The 16,572-nt window shown below is 54.5% G+C and carries 17 protein-coding genes; 2 read left to right on the top strand and 15 right to left on the bottom strand.

Annotated elements, in window-relative coordinates; all coding sequences use genetic code 11:
- The first annotated feature begins 1 nt into the window (after window position 1).
- Window positions 2–670 carry a hypothetical protein gene (locus TEU_RS03120; RefSeq protein ID WP_227738761.1) on the top strand — a complete coding sequence of 223 codons (669 nt, stop codon included), beginning with the start codon at window positions 2–4 and terminating at the stop codon, window positions 668–670.
- A gap of 31 nt (window positions 671–701) precedes the next feature.
- Window positions 702–1,532, top strand: a complete 831-nt coding sequence (locus TEU_RS03115; RefSeq protein WP_050002402.1) for a 7-cyano-7-deazaguanine synthase — start codon at window positions 702–704, stop codon at window positions 1,530–1,532.
- A 27-nt stretch (window positions 1,533–1,559) separates the two neighbouring features.
- Here TEU_RS03115 and TEU_RS03110 read toward each other — a convergent pair whose 3' ends face one another.
- From TEU_RS03110 to TEU_RS03040, 15 genes are all read right to left on the bottom strand, one after another.
- Complete coding sequence (locus TEU_RS03110) at window positions 1,560–2,786, bottom strand: alanyl-tRNA editing protein (RefSeq protein ID WP_050002401.1); 1,227 nt, start codon at window positions 2,784–2,786, stop codon at window positions 1,560–1,562.
- Window positions 2,779–3,549: a methyl-accepting chemotaxis protein gene (locus tag TEU_RS03105; protein WP_050002400.1), complete on the bottom strand. Its 771-nt coding sequence runs from the start codon at window positions 3,547–3,549 to the stop codon at window positions 2,779–2,781. The genes TEU_RS03110 and TEU_RS03105 overlap by 8 nt, the downstream gene beginning before the upstream one ends.
- A gap of 9 nt (window positions 3,550–3,558) precedes the next feature.
- On the bottom strand, window positions 3,559–4,326 hold the full coding sequence (locus tag TEU_RS03100; RefSeq protein WP_050002399.1) for an oxygen-binding di-iron domain-containing protein: 768 nt from the start codon (window positions 4,324–4,326) through the stop codon (window positions 3,559–3,561).
- Window positions 4,327–4,432: 106 nt separating this feature from the next.
- The gene (locus TEU_RS03095; RefSeq protein WP_050002398.1) at window positions 4,433–5,071 is read right to left on the bottom strand and encodes a V-type ATP synthase subunit D; all 639 of its coding nucleotides are present in this window, start codon (window positions 5,069–5,071) and stop codon (window positions 4,433–4,435) included.
- Window positions 5,072–5,096: 25 nt separating this feature from the next.
- Window positions 5,097–6,488: an ATP synthase subunit B gene (locus tag TEU_RS03090; protein ID WP_050002397.1), complete on the bottom strand. Its 1,392-nt coding sequence runs from the start codon at window positions 6,486–6,488 to the stop codon at window positions 5,097–5,099.
- Window positions 6,489–6,493: 5 nt separating this feature from the next.
- The gene (locus tag TEU_RS03085; protein WP_050002396.1) at window positions 6,494–8,251 is read right to left on the bottom strand and encodes an ATP synthase subunit A; all 1,758 of its coding nucleotides are present in this window, start codon (window positions 8,249–8,251) and stop codon (window positions 6,494–6,496) included.
- A gap of 6 nt (window positions 8,252–8,257) precedes the next feature.
- Window positions 8,258–8,566 carry a V-type ATP synthase subunit F gene (locus tag TEU_RS03080; RefSeq protein ID WP_050002395.1) on the bottom strand — a complete coding sequence of 103 codons (309 nt, stop codon included), beginning with the start codon at window positions 8,564–8,566 and terminating at the stop codon, window positions 8,258–8,260.
- The gene (locus tag TEU_RS03075) at window positions 8,563–9,663 is read right to left on the bottom strand and encodes a V-type ATP synthase subunit C (RefSeq protein ID WP_050003924.1); all 1,101 of its coding nucleotides are present in this window, start codon (window positions 9,661–9,663) and stop codon (window positions 8,563–8,565) included. Before TEU_RS03075 ends, TEU_RS03080 begins: the two co-directional genes overlap by 4 nt.
- Window positions 9,663–10,274 (bottom strand): V-type ATP synthase subunit E, encoded by a 612-nt coding sequence (locus TEU_RS03070; RefSeq protein ID WP_050002394.1) that lies wholly within the window; start codon window positions 10,272–10,274, stop codon window positions 9,663–9,665. The genes TEU_RS03075 and TEU_RS03070 overlap by 1 nt, the downstream gene beginning before the upstream one ends.
- 39 nt (window positions 10,275–10,313) lie before the next feature.
- Window positions 10,314–10,799: an ATP synthase subunit K gene (locus tag TEU_RS03065; protein WP_050002393.1), complete on the bottom strand. Its 486-nt coding sequence runs from the start codon at window positions 10,797–10,799 to the stop codon at window positions 10,314–10,316.
- Between the two features lie 3 nt (window positions 10,800–10,802).
- A complete protein-coding gene (locus TEU_RS03060) occupies window positions 10,803–12,812 on the bottom strand; it encodes a V-type ATP synthase subunit I (RefSeq protein ID WP_050002392.1) in 2,010 nt (669 codons plus the stop codon).
- Window position 12,813: 1 nt separating this feature from the next.
- Window positions 12,814–13,125 (bottom strand): V-type ATP synthase subunit H, encoded by a 312-nt coding sequence (locus TEU_RS03055; RefSeq protein WP_050002391.1) that lies wholly within the window; start codon window positions 13,123–13,125, stop codon window positions 12,814–12,816.
- Between the two features lie 170 nt (window positions 13,126–13,295).
- The gene (locus TEU_RS03050) at window positions 13,296–13,973 is read right to left on the bottom strand and encodes a potassium channel family protein (RefSeq protein ID WP_050002390.1); all 678 of its coding nucleotides are present in this window, start codon (window positions 13,971–13,973) and stop codon (window positions 13,296–13,298) included.
- Window positions 13,973–15,493 (bottom strand): preprotein translocase subunit SecD, encoded by a 1,521-nt coding sequence (locus tag TEU_RS03045; RefSeq protein WP_050002389.1) that lies wholly within the window; start codon window positions 15,491–15,493, stop codon window positions 13,973–13,975. Before TEU_RS03045 ends, TEU_RS03050 begins: the two co-directional genes overlap by 1 nt.
- Window positions 15,490–16,398, bottom strand: coding sequence for a protein translocase subunit SecF (locus TEU_RS03040; RefSeq protein ID WP_050002388.1), 909 nt, complete (start codon window positions 16,396–16,398; stop codon window positions 15,490–15,492). The genes TEU_RS03045 and TEU_RS03040 overlap by 4 nt, the downstream gene beginning before the upstream one ends.
- Between the last annotated feature and the right edge of the window lie 174 nt (window positions 16,399–16,572).

Raw genomic sequence — 16,572 nt, 5'->3', positions numbered from 1 at the left:
AGTGATAACGTTGCTGGCCAAGGTTATGGCTATTCTTCTCCTGCTGGCATTTTTCTTCATGAACTTAGCTTTAATGATGGCCAGACTCATGAGCAAGCTGGCTGGAATAACGCTAAGGAGAACCTTCCGCATTGACGTTCCAGGGAACCAGAAGAAAACCCTTGAAAGGCTGTTCACACTGATTTGTATCATAGTTGGCATCTACGGGGTCTGGAAAGTCCGCTGGGACTACTTGGCCATGCTCTTTGCTTTTCTGGCTTTCAGAAGCGGCGCGAATGTCTCCAGAACTCTCGTCTATAGCATCCACGACGGCAGGATTATTGAAAGATACACCAGTGATGACAGGGTCTTCGGAATACTAGAGAAAGCAGTTAAGGTAAGCCTGCTTCTAGAAGGTATGTTCATTGTTGCCTTCGCGCTGGCTTACAAGGCCCTTTCCCTGACAACCACTTCAACAGGAACATCAACGACGCTCTTCGTGATGGCCCTCTGGTTAGCAGGCTTCGTTTTCGGGGCCATCTTCGGCTGGTTTATGGCGAGGAACAACGATGGCATTCTCCTCGAAGACCAGATAACGGTGGTTCTGCTCTTTGCGGGGAAGAAGGGTAAGGAGAAAACTATTGAGCCGGTTCTCAAAACCCTCAAGGGCTTCGAAAGGTACAGGAGGTAGCCTTATAAAACGCGCCTCCCTTCTTTTCGCCATGCTCAAGTGCTCACTCTGCGTCCACGATGAAAGGACAGCCAAAATAGACATCATCGACGGGAAGCCAATATGCAGGGAGTGCCAGGTCTATCTCAAGCACCCGATTGAGGGGGAGAAAATCAGGAAAGAGCTCGAGGAGCTAATGAAGGACGTTGATAGGGCCGTAGTCGCATACTCCGGAGGAAAGGACAGTGTTGTGTCGCTCTATCTCGCAAAGGAAGTCTACAAGGTGCCGGAGCTTGAAGCAGTCATGATAGACCACGGGCTCATGGCGGAGGAAGCGATAGAGAACGCAAAAAGGATAGCTGAGTACCTGAGAGTTCCGTTCAAGGTTCTTCGCTATGACTACTCGGACATCTTTAGAGAGGCCCTGCTAAATGGTGAATCCCCCTGCAGGCGCTGTTCCAAGAGGACTATGGAAAAGCTCAGGAAGTACGCCCTCAAAAACGGCTACCGCTACATCATCACCGGCCACGAGCTGCCGTTCGGCCACCACCCCTACAGGCTCATGAGTGGGGGGGTGATTCAGATAAGGCTCCTCTCAATGATGACCGAGGAGGAGCGCTTTGAAATACTGAAAGAGCTCCCCTTTGAGTTCCCAGAGCTGCCGGGTTACACGACCAACTGCCTCGTCCTCGGCCCGGCGTTGGAGCGCTACTGGGAAAAGCACGGCCATTCTTTTGAGCACAGAAGGATAGCTGCTTTAGTCCGCTACGGGCTGATGAGCAGGGAGAGAGCCGAGGAAGAGCTGAAAAAGCCCAAGGTGCCAGAGGAGCAGTGGAGGGTTGTGCTTGAAAAACTGGGAATAACGGAAGACGCGCTGGATTAAAGAAAGCGGAAGGGCAAAAATGAAAGCTCACTGGTCCCCGGAGGAGTTTATGAGCTCCCTCAGCTTTTCTTTTGCAACGTCAAGAACGTCTTCGGGCTCGGCTTCCACCTTTCCCCGGGCAAGGTTGTCGGTTCCCCCACCCTTGCCCCCAAGCTCCTCGATGACCTTTGAGAGGAGCTCCTTCATGGAGACCTCCACTTCTTCGTTCCTCGCGAATAGGACGTAGTTTTCTCCGGCAATGAGGAGTATCGAGCCGGGGTTGTTCTCAACGAAGTTGACGGCGAAGGCCTGGGCGTCCTTCATCGGCCACTTCTCGACGAGGGTAACGACGTTATAGTGGCCAATCTCCTCCGCCTTGTCTATCAAGGCCAGGCCCTTCCAGCGCCAGAGCTCACGCCTGAGCTCCTCAATCTTCCCTTCAAGGGAGCCCATCTCGGCCTTCAGGTCTTTGACGCGCTCGATGAGGGGCCTGTTCTTGTTGGGCATCTCCTCAAGGGAACTCCAGTAGTCCTCAAGGAGCTCGTTGAGTGTCCTCAAAGCCCTGTTGCCGGCCACGAACTCTATCCTCCATAGGTCTCTGGACTTCTTGTAGAAGCGCAGAACCTTGATAAGCCCGACCTCAGAGGTGTTCCTGACGTGCGTCCCGCCGCAGGGCGTCCTGTCAACGTCGCCGATGCTCACTATCCTGACCCTGTCGGTTACCTTGCTCACGTGCTTCCTCAGCGTCTTAAGTAGCTCCTCCGGAAGGTACTTGAACTCCTCGACGGTTACGGGAATACCCTCTGCCACTATTCTGTTTGCTTCGATTTCCGCCTTTGTAATCATATCCCAGTCAAGCTCGCCGTTGACCTCAATCTTGTTGTAGTGCTCGAAAATCTGGAAGCCCGTCGTGTCGAGGTCGTAGAGCTTCTTGAGAACAGCGGAGAGAATGTGCTGGCCGGTGTGGTTCTTCATGTTCTCGTATCTCCAGTCCCAGTCGAGCTTGAGCGTAACTTCCTCCCCCTTCTCTGGAAGCCTGCCCTCAAGTACCCCCTCGTGCCAGATTTCCTTCCGCTCCTTGACGTTGGTGACTTCAATTGCAAAGCCGTCTCCCTCTATGAGCCCCCGGTCAGAGGGCTGACCCCCGCCTTCAGGATAAAAGATAGTCCTATCAAGGACAAGCTCAACTAGACCGTTACCGAGGTCTTTAACTTCAACTACCCTTGCTGTCGTCTCCTTGAGATAGGGGTCTTTGTAGTACAGCTTTTCAGTCATCATCAAACACCTCTTCAGTCTTTTGCTCCTTTGCGTATTCACTAACCATCATCCTAAGGAGAGAAGCCAGCTCCTTGTTATACCTATCCTGCATGTCGGCGAATTTCCTGAGGGCAAGGGCTATTCCCTTGAGCCTCTTGATGTCGTTGACTATCTCTTCCTGTTCTCTCGAAATTTCCTCCAAAACGGAGCTAATCTCGACCATTACCTCTATATCCCTCCCCAGTATCTCGGTGCCCTCCTTAATGCGATCCATGACCGTCAGAGCATCGCGGAGTGTCTCCAGCTGTCCCATAACACGGGCGTTGAAGTCCTTAATCTCCTTGGCAAGGTTCATCGTTTGGACGGCCATGTTCCTGATCTCCTCGGCAACGACAGCAAAGCCCCGCCCGGCCTCTCCCGCACGGGCCGCCTCGATTGAGGCGTTCAAGGCAACCAGGTTTGTCTGTTTGGCAACACTGGCTATTGAATCGCTTATTTTTGAAATGTATTCAAGATTCTCAACAAGGGTGTTGAACTCGCTGGCAAAGACCTCAAAGCGCTGGAAAAAGGGTAAAAACTCCTGCTGGAACTTTTCGAGCTCTTTCATAACCCTGGACAGCTTTTCTATGTTCTCTATTATTGCGAGGTTGTTGTCCAGGAACTGCCCGCTTATCTCCTCTGCAAGTTCATCAACGATTTTACTGGACTCCCTGCTGGACGTTTTTATACGAACTGACTGGGCCAGCGCATTTGAGGCCTTCTCGATGCTTCTGATGTTCATGCTACCACCTCAGCGGTAGAGGTCAACGCCGCACTTCAGGTTCTCAAGGAAGTCGTAAAAGCGCGGTATGAACTTTTTGGGTATGATTGCCCCGTGCTGAGGCAGTATTGCCTCAACGTCAAGGAACCTGACCTTGTCCAGCCAAGCTTTTATTGCCTTGTTGCTGGCCATTAGCCTTTCGTGGACGGGTCTCATGGCCTGAATGTGTCTCTCGATATTCTCGACAACGATGTATGGCTCGTCAAGGAGCGCTATGCCAATGTCACCGGTAAAGAGGAACTTGCTCCTGTGGTCGTATATTGTGAAATGGCCGGGACTGTGGAGGAAGTGGGCGGGAATGAACTCAAGGGTCGTTGCCCCGAATGAGAGCGTTTCACCTTCATCAGGGAGCTCGTGTGTGATGCTCTTGGCGTCCTCGAAGCCGAAGTGAGGTAAAAACCTCGTCCAGAGCCAGTGGACAATTATTTTCGCGTTGCTGACTTCCCTCCAGAGGGGAAGGCTCCCCGCGACGTCGGGATCCTGATGACATATGTAAACGTACTCGATGTCCCGGGGGTCTATGTATTTGGAGATGTTGGCGAGAACTTTTGAGAAAATCTTGTACCCTCCTGGATCTATCAGGATACCTTTCCCCCTGCTGACTATGAGGTAGCTGTTGACGTCGACGTCTTCTCCCCCCTCCTGCGTCCCGAGGTAAACGACCAGGTGTTCCTCGTCACGGTAGAGAACGTGATCCTTTCGCGGGTCAAGCCCGGGCTCAATAAAATACTCCCCCACACCCGATCACCAAAGGAGATTACGGACAAATTATATTTAAGCGATTTGCCTACACAAACACCTACATAAGAGAGAAGAGATTTAAAAAAGCACTAAAAGCCCTAATTCAGCCCCTTGCGGCGATTAACGCCTTGACCCTCTTGAGCCTGAAGAAGTTCTCGCGCTCCATCTCGTCGAGGCGCTGTTTGATGAACTTAACGGTGGCCTCCATGCGCGGGATTATGATGTACTCAAGGGCATTGACACGCCTCTTCGTGACCTCTATCTCCTTCGCGAGCCTCTTGAGCGTCTCCTCGACCTCAGCAAGGCGGACCGCCAGGTCAAGGACTTCCTCGAACTTCTCTGCTGCGGTGTCGACCCTCGCAGAGCTGGACACGAAGGCGTAGCCGCGCTCCACGGCACTCCTCTTAAAGCTCTCGGCCTCTATCATGGGGACGGAGACGCCCATAACGTTCCTCTTGAGGATTTCGACTTCCCTGTTGGGCTTCACCGAGAGACTTATCTCCTTGAGGCGGAGCGTTCCAAGCTCTATCTCGGCCATCTGAATGGCCTCAAAGGCCTCCTTCATCTTAAGGTTGAGCTCGCGCCTCAGCTGAAGCGCCTCGTCGTAGATTGTAAAGAACTCCATGACCAGAGCGTCCTGCTTGTCCTTGAGGAGCTTGTGGCCCTTCTTGGCCAGCTGGATGCGCCTCTTCAGGTTGAGGAGCTCCATTCTGGTGGGCTTGACGTTGAGCAGTTCTGCCATCTCGACCACCTAAAAAGTTGGAAAGTTAAGAGCCCCTCTTCCTGTACTTGGGGTGGTACTTGAGGATGTACTCCTTCCTGACACGCTTGAGCTCGCTCTCCGGAAGCTCCGCCAGGAGCTCCCAGCCGAGGTCGAGGGTCTCGAAGATGCTCCTGTCCTCATCGTAGCGCTGGGCGACGAATTCTCTCTCGAACCTGTCCGCGAACTTGAGGTACTTCCTGTCGGTCTCGCTTAAAGCTTCTTCACCAACGACGGCGACGAGGTCTCTGAGAGACCTTCCCTCAGCGTAGGCCGCGTAGAGCTGCTGGCTGAGCTGCGGGTGGTCCTCACGGGTCATGCCCTTACCGATACCGTCCTTCATCAGACGGCTGAGACTCGGAAGGACGTCAATTGGCGGGTAGATACCCTTCCTGTGGAGCTCCCTGCTGAGGACTATCTGGCCCTCGGTGATGTAACCGGTAAGGTCCGGAATCGGGTGGGTGATATCGTCGTCGGGCATCGTCAGGATGGGCACCTGGGTTATGCTTCCCTTCTTGCCCCTGACACGGCCGGCGCGCTCGTAGATTGTGGCGAGGTCGGTGTACATGTAACCCGGATAACCGCGCCTTCCAGGAACCTCTTCTCTAGCAGCGGAAATCTCACGCAGAGCCTCGGCGTAGTTGGTCATATCGGTGAGGATAACGAGCACCTGCATGTCGTAGTCGAAAGCTAAATACTCCGCAACGGTGAGGGCCATACGCGGGGTGATGATACGCTCAATGGCCGGGTCGTCGGCGAGGTTGAGGAACAGGACTGCCCTCTCAATGGCTCCGGTCTCCTCGAAGCTCTTCTTGAAGAAATTCGCTTCTTCGTAGGTGATACCCATGGCAGCAAAGACGACGGCGAACTGCTCCTCCTCACCGAGAACCTTGGCCTGCCTGGCTATCTGGGCCGCGAGCATGTTGTGTGGCAGACCTGAACCGCTGAATATCGGGAGCTTCTGACCGCGGATGAGGGTGTTCATACCGTCTATGGCGGAGATACCGGTCTGGATGAAGTCCCTCGGGTATGCTCTCGCAACTGGATTGAGCGGGGCGCCGTGGACGTCGCGCCTGTCCTCGGGGATAATTTCCGGCCCGCCGTCTATGGGCTTGCCTATACCGTTGAAGATCCTTCCCAGCATGTCCATTGAAACGGGAACCTTGAGCGTCTCGCCGGTGAAGCGGACGCTCGTTGTTTTGACGTCCAAATCGCGGGTTCCCTCGAAGACCTGGACTATCGCGAGGTTCTCCCTGGCCTCAAGAACCTGTCCCTTCCTCTTCTCTCCGCTTTCGGTCTCTATCTCGACGACCTCACCGTAGGCCACTCCCTTGACGCCCTCGACAATCATCAGAGGGCCATAAATCTTGCTAACGGTGGAGTACTCCATTCCCGGCATGAGCATCACGCCCCGTACTTCTTGAAGAGCTCTTCAAACTGCTCGTTCGTCTCATCTATGAGCGCCCTAACCTTCTCGATGTCGGGCTCGAACTTCATACGGCCAATCTTCTCCCTGACCGGGAGCTTGGCTATCTCGTCCACTGGGACGCCCCTGTCCACGGCTTCCATCGTCCTGTTGTAGAAGTTGAGGATTACGCGCATCATGGTGACCTGCTTCTTCGGCGGGCAGTAGGTATCGACCTCGTCAAAGGCGTCCTGCTGGAGGTAGTCCTCACGGAGCATCCTCGTGACGATGAGTATGGCCTTCTCCCTGTCGGGCAGTGCATCTGGACCGACGATTCTGACAATCTCCTGGAGTTCGGCTTCCTTCTGGAGGAGGGCCATGGCAGTGTCACGCATCTTCCTCCACTCTGGGTCAACGTTCTTGTGCCACCAGTCCTGAATGGCGTCGAGGTAGAGCGAGTAGCTCCTCAGCCAGTTGATTGCCGGGAAGTGCCTCCTCCTCGCGAGGTCGGCATCGAGGGCCCAGAAGACCTTGACGACACGCAGGGTGTTCTGGACGACGGGCTCGCTGAAGTCACCACCAGGCGGTGAAACGGCACCGATGACGGAGACACTACCGACCCTCGGCTCGCTTCCAAGGGTAACTACACGGCCGGCACGCTCGTAGAACTCCGCAATCTTGCTCGCGAGGTAGGCCGGATAACCTTCCTCACCGGGCATCTCTTCAAGCCTTCCGGAAATCTCACGCAGAGCCTCGGCCCATCTTGAGGTCGAGTCTGCCATCAGAGCGACGTCGTAGCCCTGGTCACGGAAGTACTCGGCGATGGTGATTCCGGTGTAGATTGAAGCCTCACGGGCGGCAACGGGCATGTTTGAAGTGTTGGCTATGAGAACGGTTCTCTCCATGAGCGGTTTACCGGTCTTCGGGTCCTTGAGCTTGGGGAACTCCTCAAGGACGTCGGTCATCTCGTTTCCGCGCTCACCGCAACCTATGTAAACGACGACCTGTGCGTCACTCCACTTCGCCAGCTGGTGCTGGGTGACGGTCTTTCCTGAACCGAACGGACCCGGAATGGCGGCGGTTCCACCCTTGGCTATTGAGAAGAAGGTGTCTATCGTCCTCTGTCCGGTGATGAGCGGAACCTCCGGCGGGAGCTTGTTCTTGTAGGGCCTCTTGACACGGACGGGCCAGCGGTGGTACATCTTGAGCTCCTCGATGGTTCCGTCCGGCTTCTTGACCTTGGCTATGACCTCCTCGACGGTGTAGTCACCTTCCTCGGCTATCTCGACTATCTCACCCTCGACCCATGGAGGAACGAGGATTTTGTGCTCGATGATGCTGGTCTCGGGGACAACACCGAGGATGTCTCCGCCGGTGACCTTGTCGCCGACCTTGACCTTGGGCGTGAAGTGCCACTTCTTGTCCCTCGGCAAAGCCGGAGCGGTAAGACCCCTAGCAATGAAGTCACCGCTGAGCTCGCGGAGCTTCTCAAGAGGCCTCTGGATACCGTCGTACATCGAGGTAAGCAGTCCCGGGCCGAGCTCAACGCTGAGCGATGAACCCGTTCCCTCAACGGGCTCACCGGGCCTTATGCCCGCAGTCTCCTCGTAGACCTGAATGACCGCCCTGTCACCTTCAAGACGGATTATTTCTCCTATGAGGCCCATCTCACCGACGCGGACAACCTCGTACATCTTGCTTCCTTTCATGCCGTCCGCAACGACGAGTGGTCCGGTAACACGAATTATCCTTCCCATTTTCCTTCACCTCTTGAGCTCAACACCAATCGCCCTCCTGACTATCTCGCGGAGGGCTTCTTCACCGAACGTAGAGCCGGACTTGTCCGGCACCTGAAGGATGATTGGAATGGTAACGTCGGGAAGCTCAACCCTCTGGGCGAACCTCTCGGTTATGAGTATTATTCCGACGTCGCCCCTCTCAATGAGCTCCATAAGCTTGTTCTTGAGCCTCTCCATCTCGAGGGGTGTGTCCTCAAAGGCATACACCTCATGAGCCCCTGCAAGTTTGAAGCCCAGGGCAGTGTCCCTGTCACCGAGGACGGCTATCTTCATGCCACCTCACCCACTAGCTCCTTTATCCTCTCGGGCTTGACTCCGTTCTCCACCAGCTTGGCTATTGCCCTCAGCTTCCTGACTTCCCTCTCCTTCATGAGGACGTAGCTGAGCGGAGTGGCGATGCTGAGCGGGTAGACGCGCTCCAGCTCTAAGACCTTCGTAATCATGTAGTCGTTGAGCGCCCTCTCGAGGGCGTTCAGGTCCCTCTCGATCTCCTCCCTGACGCTCCTGATGATGTGGCCGTACTTGGTAGACTCAAGTCCCGCCAGGGCCATCTCAAAGGAGTCCACGTTCAGGATTGGGTCGAGTTCGATGGTTCCTCCGGGGACGAGCATCTCCTTTATCTCCTCCGCAGGGAGGCCTGCCTTCTTGGCCCTGAGGGCAGTCAGCATGTTGAGCTTGTCGATTGAAAACCTGACGTAGTCTTCGAGGACAGCTCTCTCGTCGTCTTTCCTTGAGAGGGCGTAGTTCAGGAGCTTCTCGTAGTACATCCTGTACAGCTCGGCCTCAAAGCGCGTAACGTCTATCTCGCCGAGGAGAAGCTTCTGGTAGAGCCCCTCGTAAGGGGTGCCCTCCAGGATAACCAGAATCTCCTCGAGGGTCTTCGCCTCGGCCATGGCCTTTACCTTGGGGAGCATCGTACCGAGCTCGATGACGTAGTCGCTCGCCGGCTCGTTGGCGAGCTTGGCCTTGACGACGTTGGTTATGTTCCTGACGTCCCAGCCTTCAAGGAGGAGCTCGAAGAAGCCCCTTGAGCGCTTGGGGAGTATCTTGAACATGAGCTCGTAGGTTCCAGCGAGAGCCTTCTCAAGGGCCCTCTCGATTTCCTCGATTGAGTAAGTGGAAACGTCGGTAAAGTACTCCTTGTACTCCGTGTCCTCCAGGCTCACGACAAAGTTCTGGAGGGTCTTGCTCTCCGCCAGCTCATTGAACTTCTGCTCCGTGAGGAGCCTGGCCTCCATTACCTTAATCCTCGCGTTCGGGTACGAGTAGGGGGTGTACTTCCAGACCATCTTGGCCGTTTTGTAGCCCACCCACGTAAATATGACTGCGATGGTGGTGTTGAGGATTCCCGTTACTGCCTCCATCTTAATCACCCAAAGAGGGCCTTCGCAATGGTAGCCCTCAGCTCGCTCTCAAAGCGCGCTATCCTAGACTCGAAGGTGTTGTCGACCCTTACCGTCCCGTCGGGGCTCTCAACGAGGACTCCGCCGATTGTCTGAATCGGCTCGCCAACGATGACCTCGACGTCCTTCCCGAGGGCCTCGCGGAGCTTCTCCTTGAACTCGGAGAGCCTCTCAACGATGAGCTTGAGGGTTCTATCGTTCGAGCGGAGAACGACCCTATCAACCCCGAGCTCCTCAACGGCGTTGGCCGTGAGCCCGACGACCATCGGGAAGTACTCATCTTCGGACAGGCTGGCAAGCCTCTCCTTGAGGGACTCCAGGACTTTTCTTATCAGCTCCTCCTGAGCGGCAAGCTTCTTCTTCCTGACCTCAAGCTTTGCGTTGGCTATTATCCTCTGCTTCTCAATCTCGGCCTGTGTCTTTGCCTTCCTGAGTATCCACTCGACCTTGGCCTCGGCCCTCTTCCTGGCCTCCTCTTTGAGCTTCTCGGCCTCTTCCTTCGCCTCGTTGATGATGTACTGTATCTTCTGCTCCGCTTCCCTGTTTATCTCCTGAATTATGAGTTCTGCACCCTCCATTTTCAGTCCTCCTCAGGCTGTAAAAAAAAGGAGATTGGCTCAAAGGCCGACTCCGGTGGCTATCATAATGAGCGCACCGACGAGACCGAATATTGCGGTGGTCTCTGCCATAGCGGCGAAGACGACGTTCTGGGTGAAGGTCTTCGGGTTCTTGGCAACGGCACCGATACCGGCGCTTGCGATTATACCCTGCGGGATGGCCGAGAGGCCGGTAAGGCCAACGGTGAGGCCAGCACCGAGGAGTATGGCGCTCTTAACGATGTTTTCAGGGGTGTTGGCGGTGAACTTGAAGCCACCGCCTATAATCCCCGCGCTCATCAGGATAAGGAACAGCGTAATGAGGCCGTAGATGCTCTGGGTCATCGGCAGACCTTCAAGTATGAGCGCGTTCCTGAAGTTCTTCTCGTCCTCTGCCACCGCTCCTGCAGCTGCAGTACCTGCTATACCAATACCAAAGGCCGAAGCGACACCAGCTATACCCGCGGCGAGCGCCGCGCCCAGGGATACGTAAACTATCGGATCCATCTTTCATGCACCTCCATCAGCTTTCAGCTCAAGTTTTGAAACTTCCCTCTTGGACTTGAACGGGGTGAACGGCTTCCCGTCACCCGAGTAAAAGGTTCCGAAGAACTCAACATAGTGAAGACGGAGCGAGTGAACGAACGCTCCAAGGGCGTTTATTGCCACTGAAAACAGCTGACCGCCAAAGAATATAATCAAACCTACGACAATTCCAATGGGAACGACGCTTACCTTGATTCCCCAGACCATTTCCGCCAGGATATTGATGACCAGCGCTATTCCACTGGTTGCAAGGGCCAAAGCCATCAAACGGGCGTAGCTGAGCCAGTTGCCCACGAAGCCAAAGAAGTCCGAGATTAACATCAGGGCCGCGAGTCCGCCGTTGCTGACTATTTCTCCCACCACAAAGAGCACCAGACCAGCACCGAAGATGACCTTGGCGAGCATTGTCATGGAGGTATTCTTGGTTGCAAGGAGGGCTACGGCAATTATGATCAGCATCCATGGAAGCTGTTCAAACACCGCGCCCTTGACGTCGCCGTTCTTCCACTTGACGACAAAGCCGGTGGCATAGCCCGTGAAGAGGTGCGCCAGACCTATGGCAAGGGCCATCATCAGCACGGTCATCGGTTGCTTGAGCGGATCCGCTATGCGCGGGAACTGGGCGTTTGAGTTGCCCGTGATGTGCTGGAGGAGTATGTCCCCCGCGTTGCCGAAGTAACTGCCGAAGAGAGCACCCATGAGCATCGTGAAGAACGAACTCCAGAGGAGGGTGTAGGCGAACTTGTAGGTTCCGTCGTTGAACTTCCTGTGTCCTTTAACGAGTAATGCCGCAATCACGCCGATGATAAGGCCGTACATGAAGTCAGTGAGCATGAAGCCGAAGAAGAACGAGTACGTGAACGCTATGATGAGCGTTGGGTCTATCTCGTTGTACTTGGGGACACCGTACATCTCGGTAATCATCTCGAAGGGCCTGACCCACTTCGGGTTCTTGAGCTTTATCGGAATCTCGTCGAGCTCAGCCTCGGTGGGCTCGCGGACGTTTATGTAGGCCTTTCCTTCCGTTACGTCCTTTATCCCCTCAAGAACCTTGGGGACGTCCATCCTTGGAAGCCACCCGGTCAAAGCGAACGTCATGTTGGTCCTCGCGAGCATTGGAAGCACTGAGGCCTTGTCGCGCTCGTTGTCAAGGAGCTCCTTATAGAAAACGACGTCGTCGTAGTACTTCTCGGCCAGGCTCTCCTCTTCTTTTCTGATCTCGTCGAGCTCCCTCAGCTTGGCGTCAAGCTTTCTCCTGTACTCTTTGAGGAGCTCCGCGGGAGTCCCCTCACCCCCAGGAACCTCTATCTTCTCGAAGGAGTGCTTTGCAAGGACTGAATTGACCTTATCCTGATACCTGCTGAGGGTCGCTATAACAAGGAGAACCTTCTCACCGGAGTCCTTCGTAACGAGGGCGAATTTACCCTCCGTGACCCCTTTGAGGTCTTCAATGAGGGGCTTCAGCCTCGTCCTGTCCAGAGTACCCACTGTGACCTTTACGAGCCCGGAGTGCCTGAGGTAGCGGACGTCCAGGTTAAGGGGCGAGAGAGTCTCAAGTACTTCAATGGACTCGTTGATGCGCTCAATCTCGCTCTGGAGTGCGTTCATCTGGGACTCAAGGGCCTTTATCTCGGGCTCAACTTTCGATAGGAACTCTTCAACGTCCTTTATCAGCTTTTCAACGCCCTCGTAGTGGTAAGTCCTTCTGGCGCGCTCCTTCGGGAAGAAGAACCCCTTCAGTCCCCCTCCGGAGGTCTTCTTGTGGGCCTTCAGAAAGTCCACAATCCTGGATATTGTTATGCTGTACGAAGCGGCCTTCCGGTAGTACTCGTTGGGGGCGTCCCTCTGGGCGACCTTAACGTCGAGCTCGCGAATCTCAACGAGCCCGGCCTCGTGGAGGTAAGTCAGCAGCTCGTCCTTGTAGCGGTTAAGGGTTATGACCTCGAGCTTGACCATTTCCTCGGGCCTGAACATTTCAGCCCCCTCTCACAAGCTCTATCGCCCTGGCTATGGCAGTCTCGAAGTTCGTCTCGGCCTTTGAGCGAAGGGACTCGATTTCCCTCTCACCCTCCTCAATAATCCTCTTGGCCTCGGCTTCGCCCTCTTCTCTCGCCTTCTGAACGAGGGACTCGGCCTCGGCCTGGGCCTTGGCGAGAATTTCCTCCTCGATGGTCTTGGCCTCTTCCTTGGCATTGCGGACAATGGCTTTGGCCTCTTCCTTCGCACGCTCAATACGTTCCTCTGCTTCCCGTTCTGCTTCAACAATCCGCTTGATGACGTCCTCCATGAACCGTCCCTCCGATGACAATGAAAACAGGTGAGCCCTTTTGACGGTTTTGGCTTCCCTAACCAGCTTTAAATAGTTTATGGTGTTCATGAATTAATGAAATGAGAATTATGAAAAATGTTTAAAATTTAAAACACCACAAATACCGTCCAAATTTGTTAGTTTGCTGGCTAATCTTCGCCCTCCAAGAGCTCCTTAACGTCCTTAAGGACTGAGTTCTTGGCGAAAACTATAATCTGACCCTTCTCAGGGAGCCTCGTGTCCCCCGACGGGATTATCAGGTTGCCTTTTTCGTCGTAAACTGCTATTATCAGAGCGTCTTTTGGTAGGTTGAGCTCCTTAACTAGCTTTCCTGCGATTTTGCTGTTCTCGTCAATGTTGAAGCGCACTATCTCCGCCCCCTCCTTCGGGAAGAGGACGCGGTCGAAGCCGGGCGTGACTATGTTTCTGCTTATGTATTCCGCCGCTATCACTTCCGGGGAGATTACGAAGTCAAAGTACTTCCTGAGGTCAGTTACCTCCTCGAATATGAGCCTGTTCTTGGGGTTGCTTATCCTCAGCGACGTCTTGATATTCGGGTTGAGGTGCTTCGCCAAGATGCACGCGAGCAGGTTGGCGTCGTCCTTGCCCGTAAGCGCCGCGAAAGCGTCGGCCTGCTTTATGTTGGCCTCTTCGAGAGTCCTCGGGTCGGTGGCGTCACCTTCTATGACCAGGCCGTTTATCTGCATCGAGAGCTCCTTCGCCCTATTTCTGTCCATCTCTATTATCGTGACGTCGTGGCCGTCCGCTTCGAGCATCTTCGCGACCAGGTATCCAACCCTACCGGCACCCATTATTATGACGTACATCACTTCTCACCAACGAGGTACTTTGCTATCTCAGCGTAGGCGGGCCTCGTAATCAGGGTTCCAATAACGACACCGATTATAGTCGTCACGGCAAAGCCCTTCAGCGTCCCGACGAAGTATACCAGAAGGAGGCTCATGGCCGCTATCGTCGTTGCCGCGGATGCGAAGATGATGAAGAACGCCCTTCCAATCCTCTTGAGGGTACTGGAGCGCCTCGTTATCTTGGTGGACTTGTCCCCGCCGAGAAGCTCGTCGGTTATGACTATCTGCTGGTCAACACCGGTTCCTATGGCCGCTATAATGCCTGCTATGCTCGGAAGGTCAAGGTTCCACTTTATCAGGGCAGCGATTCCGAGTATGATGATAACCTCGGAGAGGCTCGTGCTTGCGACTGGTATCGCTATCTTCCAGCTCCTGTAGTGAAGGTAAACGATGAGCAGCACCGCCATCAGGGCGGCTATCCCCGCGTAGAGCGCCTGGGTCTTGAAGCTCTCACCGAGCTTTGGCGAGATGAACTCCATGCCTATGACCTTAAGCTTAACAGGGAGGGAACCGCTCTTGAGGACTGTGTAAACGGTCCTAGCTTCCTGCTCGGCCTGGAACCTGTTAGAGGCATGACCTGTTATCTGTACATCGGTCTGAGGCTCGCCTTGGGCAAGCTCCGCACCGAGGGAGTAGGGGCCGTAGAGGCCGAGAACCTTCTTGATGAACTCCTCGTCCGTAACGCCACTCTGCTTCGGGATGTAGCGGACGCTAACGTTCATTGCCTTGAGCTCATCTACAAGCTCCGCACCAACTCCAGCGAGGACAATCTGCTTCCCGTTGGCGAGTCTCTTCAGCTCCTCAGCGCTCTGGTTTGCATACACCACCGTGGTAGTATTGAAGGCGCTCTCTATCCTCTCGATGAGGTACGGGGCCTCAGGGGCGTTGGCGTTGAAGGCTGTGCTGTTCATGAGGTCGTAAATGCTCCTGGGCACGACGAGGAGCGAGTCAGCGGGCGGGTCAAGGAACATGTCAACGGGCCAGCCCGGCTTACCCTTGGCGAGCTCGGCGAACTTCTCAGCGGCTTCCTTGGAAATCCTGAAGGGAACTGCCCAGCTGTTGTCAGACTTAACCTGGTAAACGCCAACGTAGGTTATGTCCTTACCCGTTCCAAATATTACCCCGTTGAACTCCATGTAGAAGACACCCTGGCTCTCAATGACCTTCTTGAGGGAGTTGGCTTCCTCAGTGCTCGTCACGTTAGCCACTTTAACAACGACAATGTCATTTCCCTGCGCCTGAATCTGGACCTCCCTCAGCCCAAAGGTGTTCAAACGCTCCTGGAGCGAGTCTGTCACAATCTCCATTGTGCTGGAATCAACGGGGCGCTCAGTCTGGGCTATGAGGGCGACTCCACCCGCGATGTCTATTCCGTAGGTCAATGGACGTACAGCAAGCGTCGCTATCGAACCAGCGACAAAGATGATGAGCAGGAGAACTTTCCAGTTGAGGAGGAGCTTTTTAAGCTTCCTGTTCATGCCTTAACCCCCCTGGTGGTGAGATACCAGCGGAGAACGCCGGCGTTGAAGACCCAGGTGTTCATGAAGTCCGCGAGGAGACCGAATATGAGGACTATGGCTATGTTGTCTATCGTCGGCGACGTTGAAATCAGCCACAGCATAAACAGAGCTCCAAGGGTCGTCGTGCTCATGGTGAAGCCCGTTGAAACAGCGCTGAGGTAGGCCTCCTCTATGGTGTCCTCCTTCCTGCGCGTGAGCTTGGTGGTGAGGAGTATGTTGCTGTCAACGGTGTAACCGATGAGCATCAGCAGGGCCGCTATCGTTGCCGTCGTCAGCTGGATTCCAAAGACACCCATCAGCGCAATTGCAATTATCATGTCTGAGAGTGCCGAGAAAATTATCGCCAGCGACGAGACCGGGTTCCTGAAGAACAGGAAGACCACCACGGCCATTGCCAGGAAGGCAAACGCTATGGCCCTAATGCCCTGTCTCTTGGCGAGCTCACCGAACGTTGGAAGAACCTCGCTGTGAGTGTAGTCTGCATCTGGGTACTTCTGCTTGAGGGCCTTAATAATCTGGGTGGGGTCAGCGTTAGCGGGGGTGTAAACGCGAATTCCCTTTGACCCATCAACGCTCGTAAAGCTCTCGACATTGACGGAGAACCCAAGCTGGTCACCCAGCCATTTCTCGACCTGGTCGGGGTCGGCGCTTATCCCGTAGCCAGTAACCACGACACCGCCCCTGAGCTCAATGCCAAGCGGCGGGAAGTGAACCGCCACTAAGAGCAGGGCCACTATAAAGACGGCGAGTGGATAGGTTATCATCTTTTTCGGTTCCATTTCAGCCAAAAACCGGAGCTTTTCGCGTTTTTTCGCCCGGAACTCATTGGTCTCCCCGGGCTTTTTAGCCTTCTTCTTGGCCATACGTTCACCCCTGAAAGCTTTTAATCTCGACTTGTGGTTAGTTTGAAATGCGAGTTTTAAAATTAGTGGTTCATTGGTTTAAACTGGACACTGTTCACCAGAAAGGTTTAAACGGCTTTAATCGCCTCAAAGTCCGTTTTGTCAGTAAGTAACCGGATTTTTCAAAAACTACCA

This window comes from Thermococcus eurythermalis, assembly GCF_000769655.1.
GTDB classification, from domain to species: Archaea; Methanobacteriota_B; Thermococci; order Thermococcales; family Thermococcaceae; genus Thermococcus; species Thermococcus eurythermalis.
Note: the sequence above shows the minus strand (reverse complement) of the source record. Positions and strands in the feature narration are given on the sequence as shown.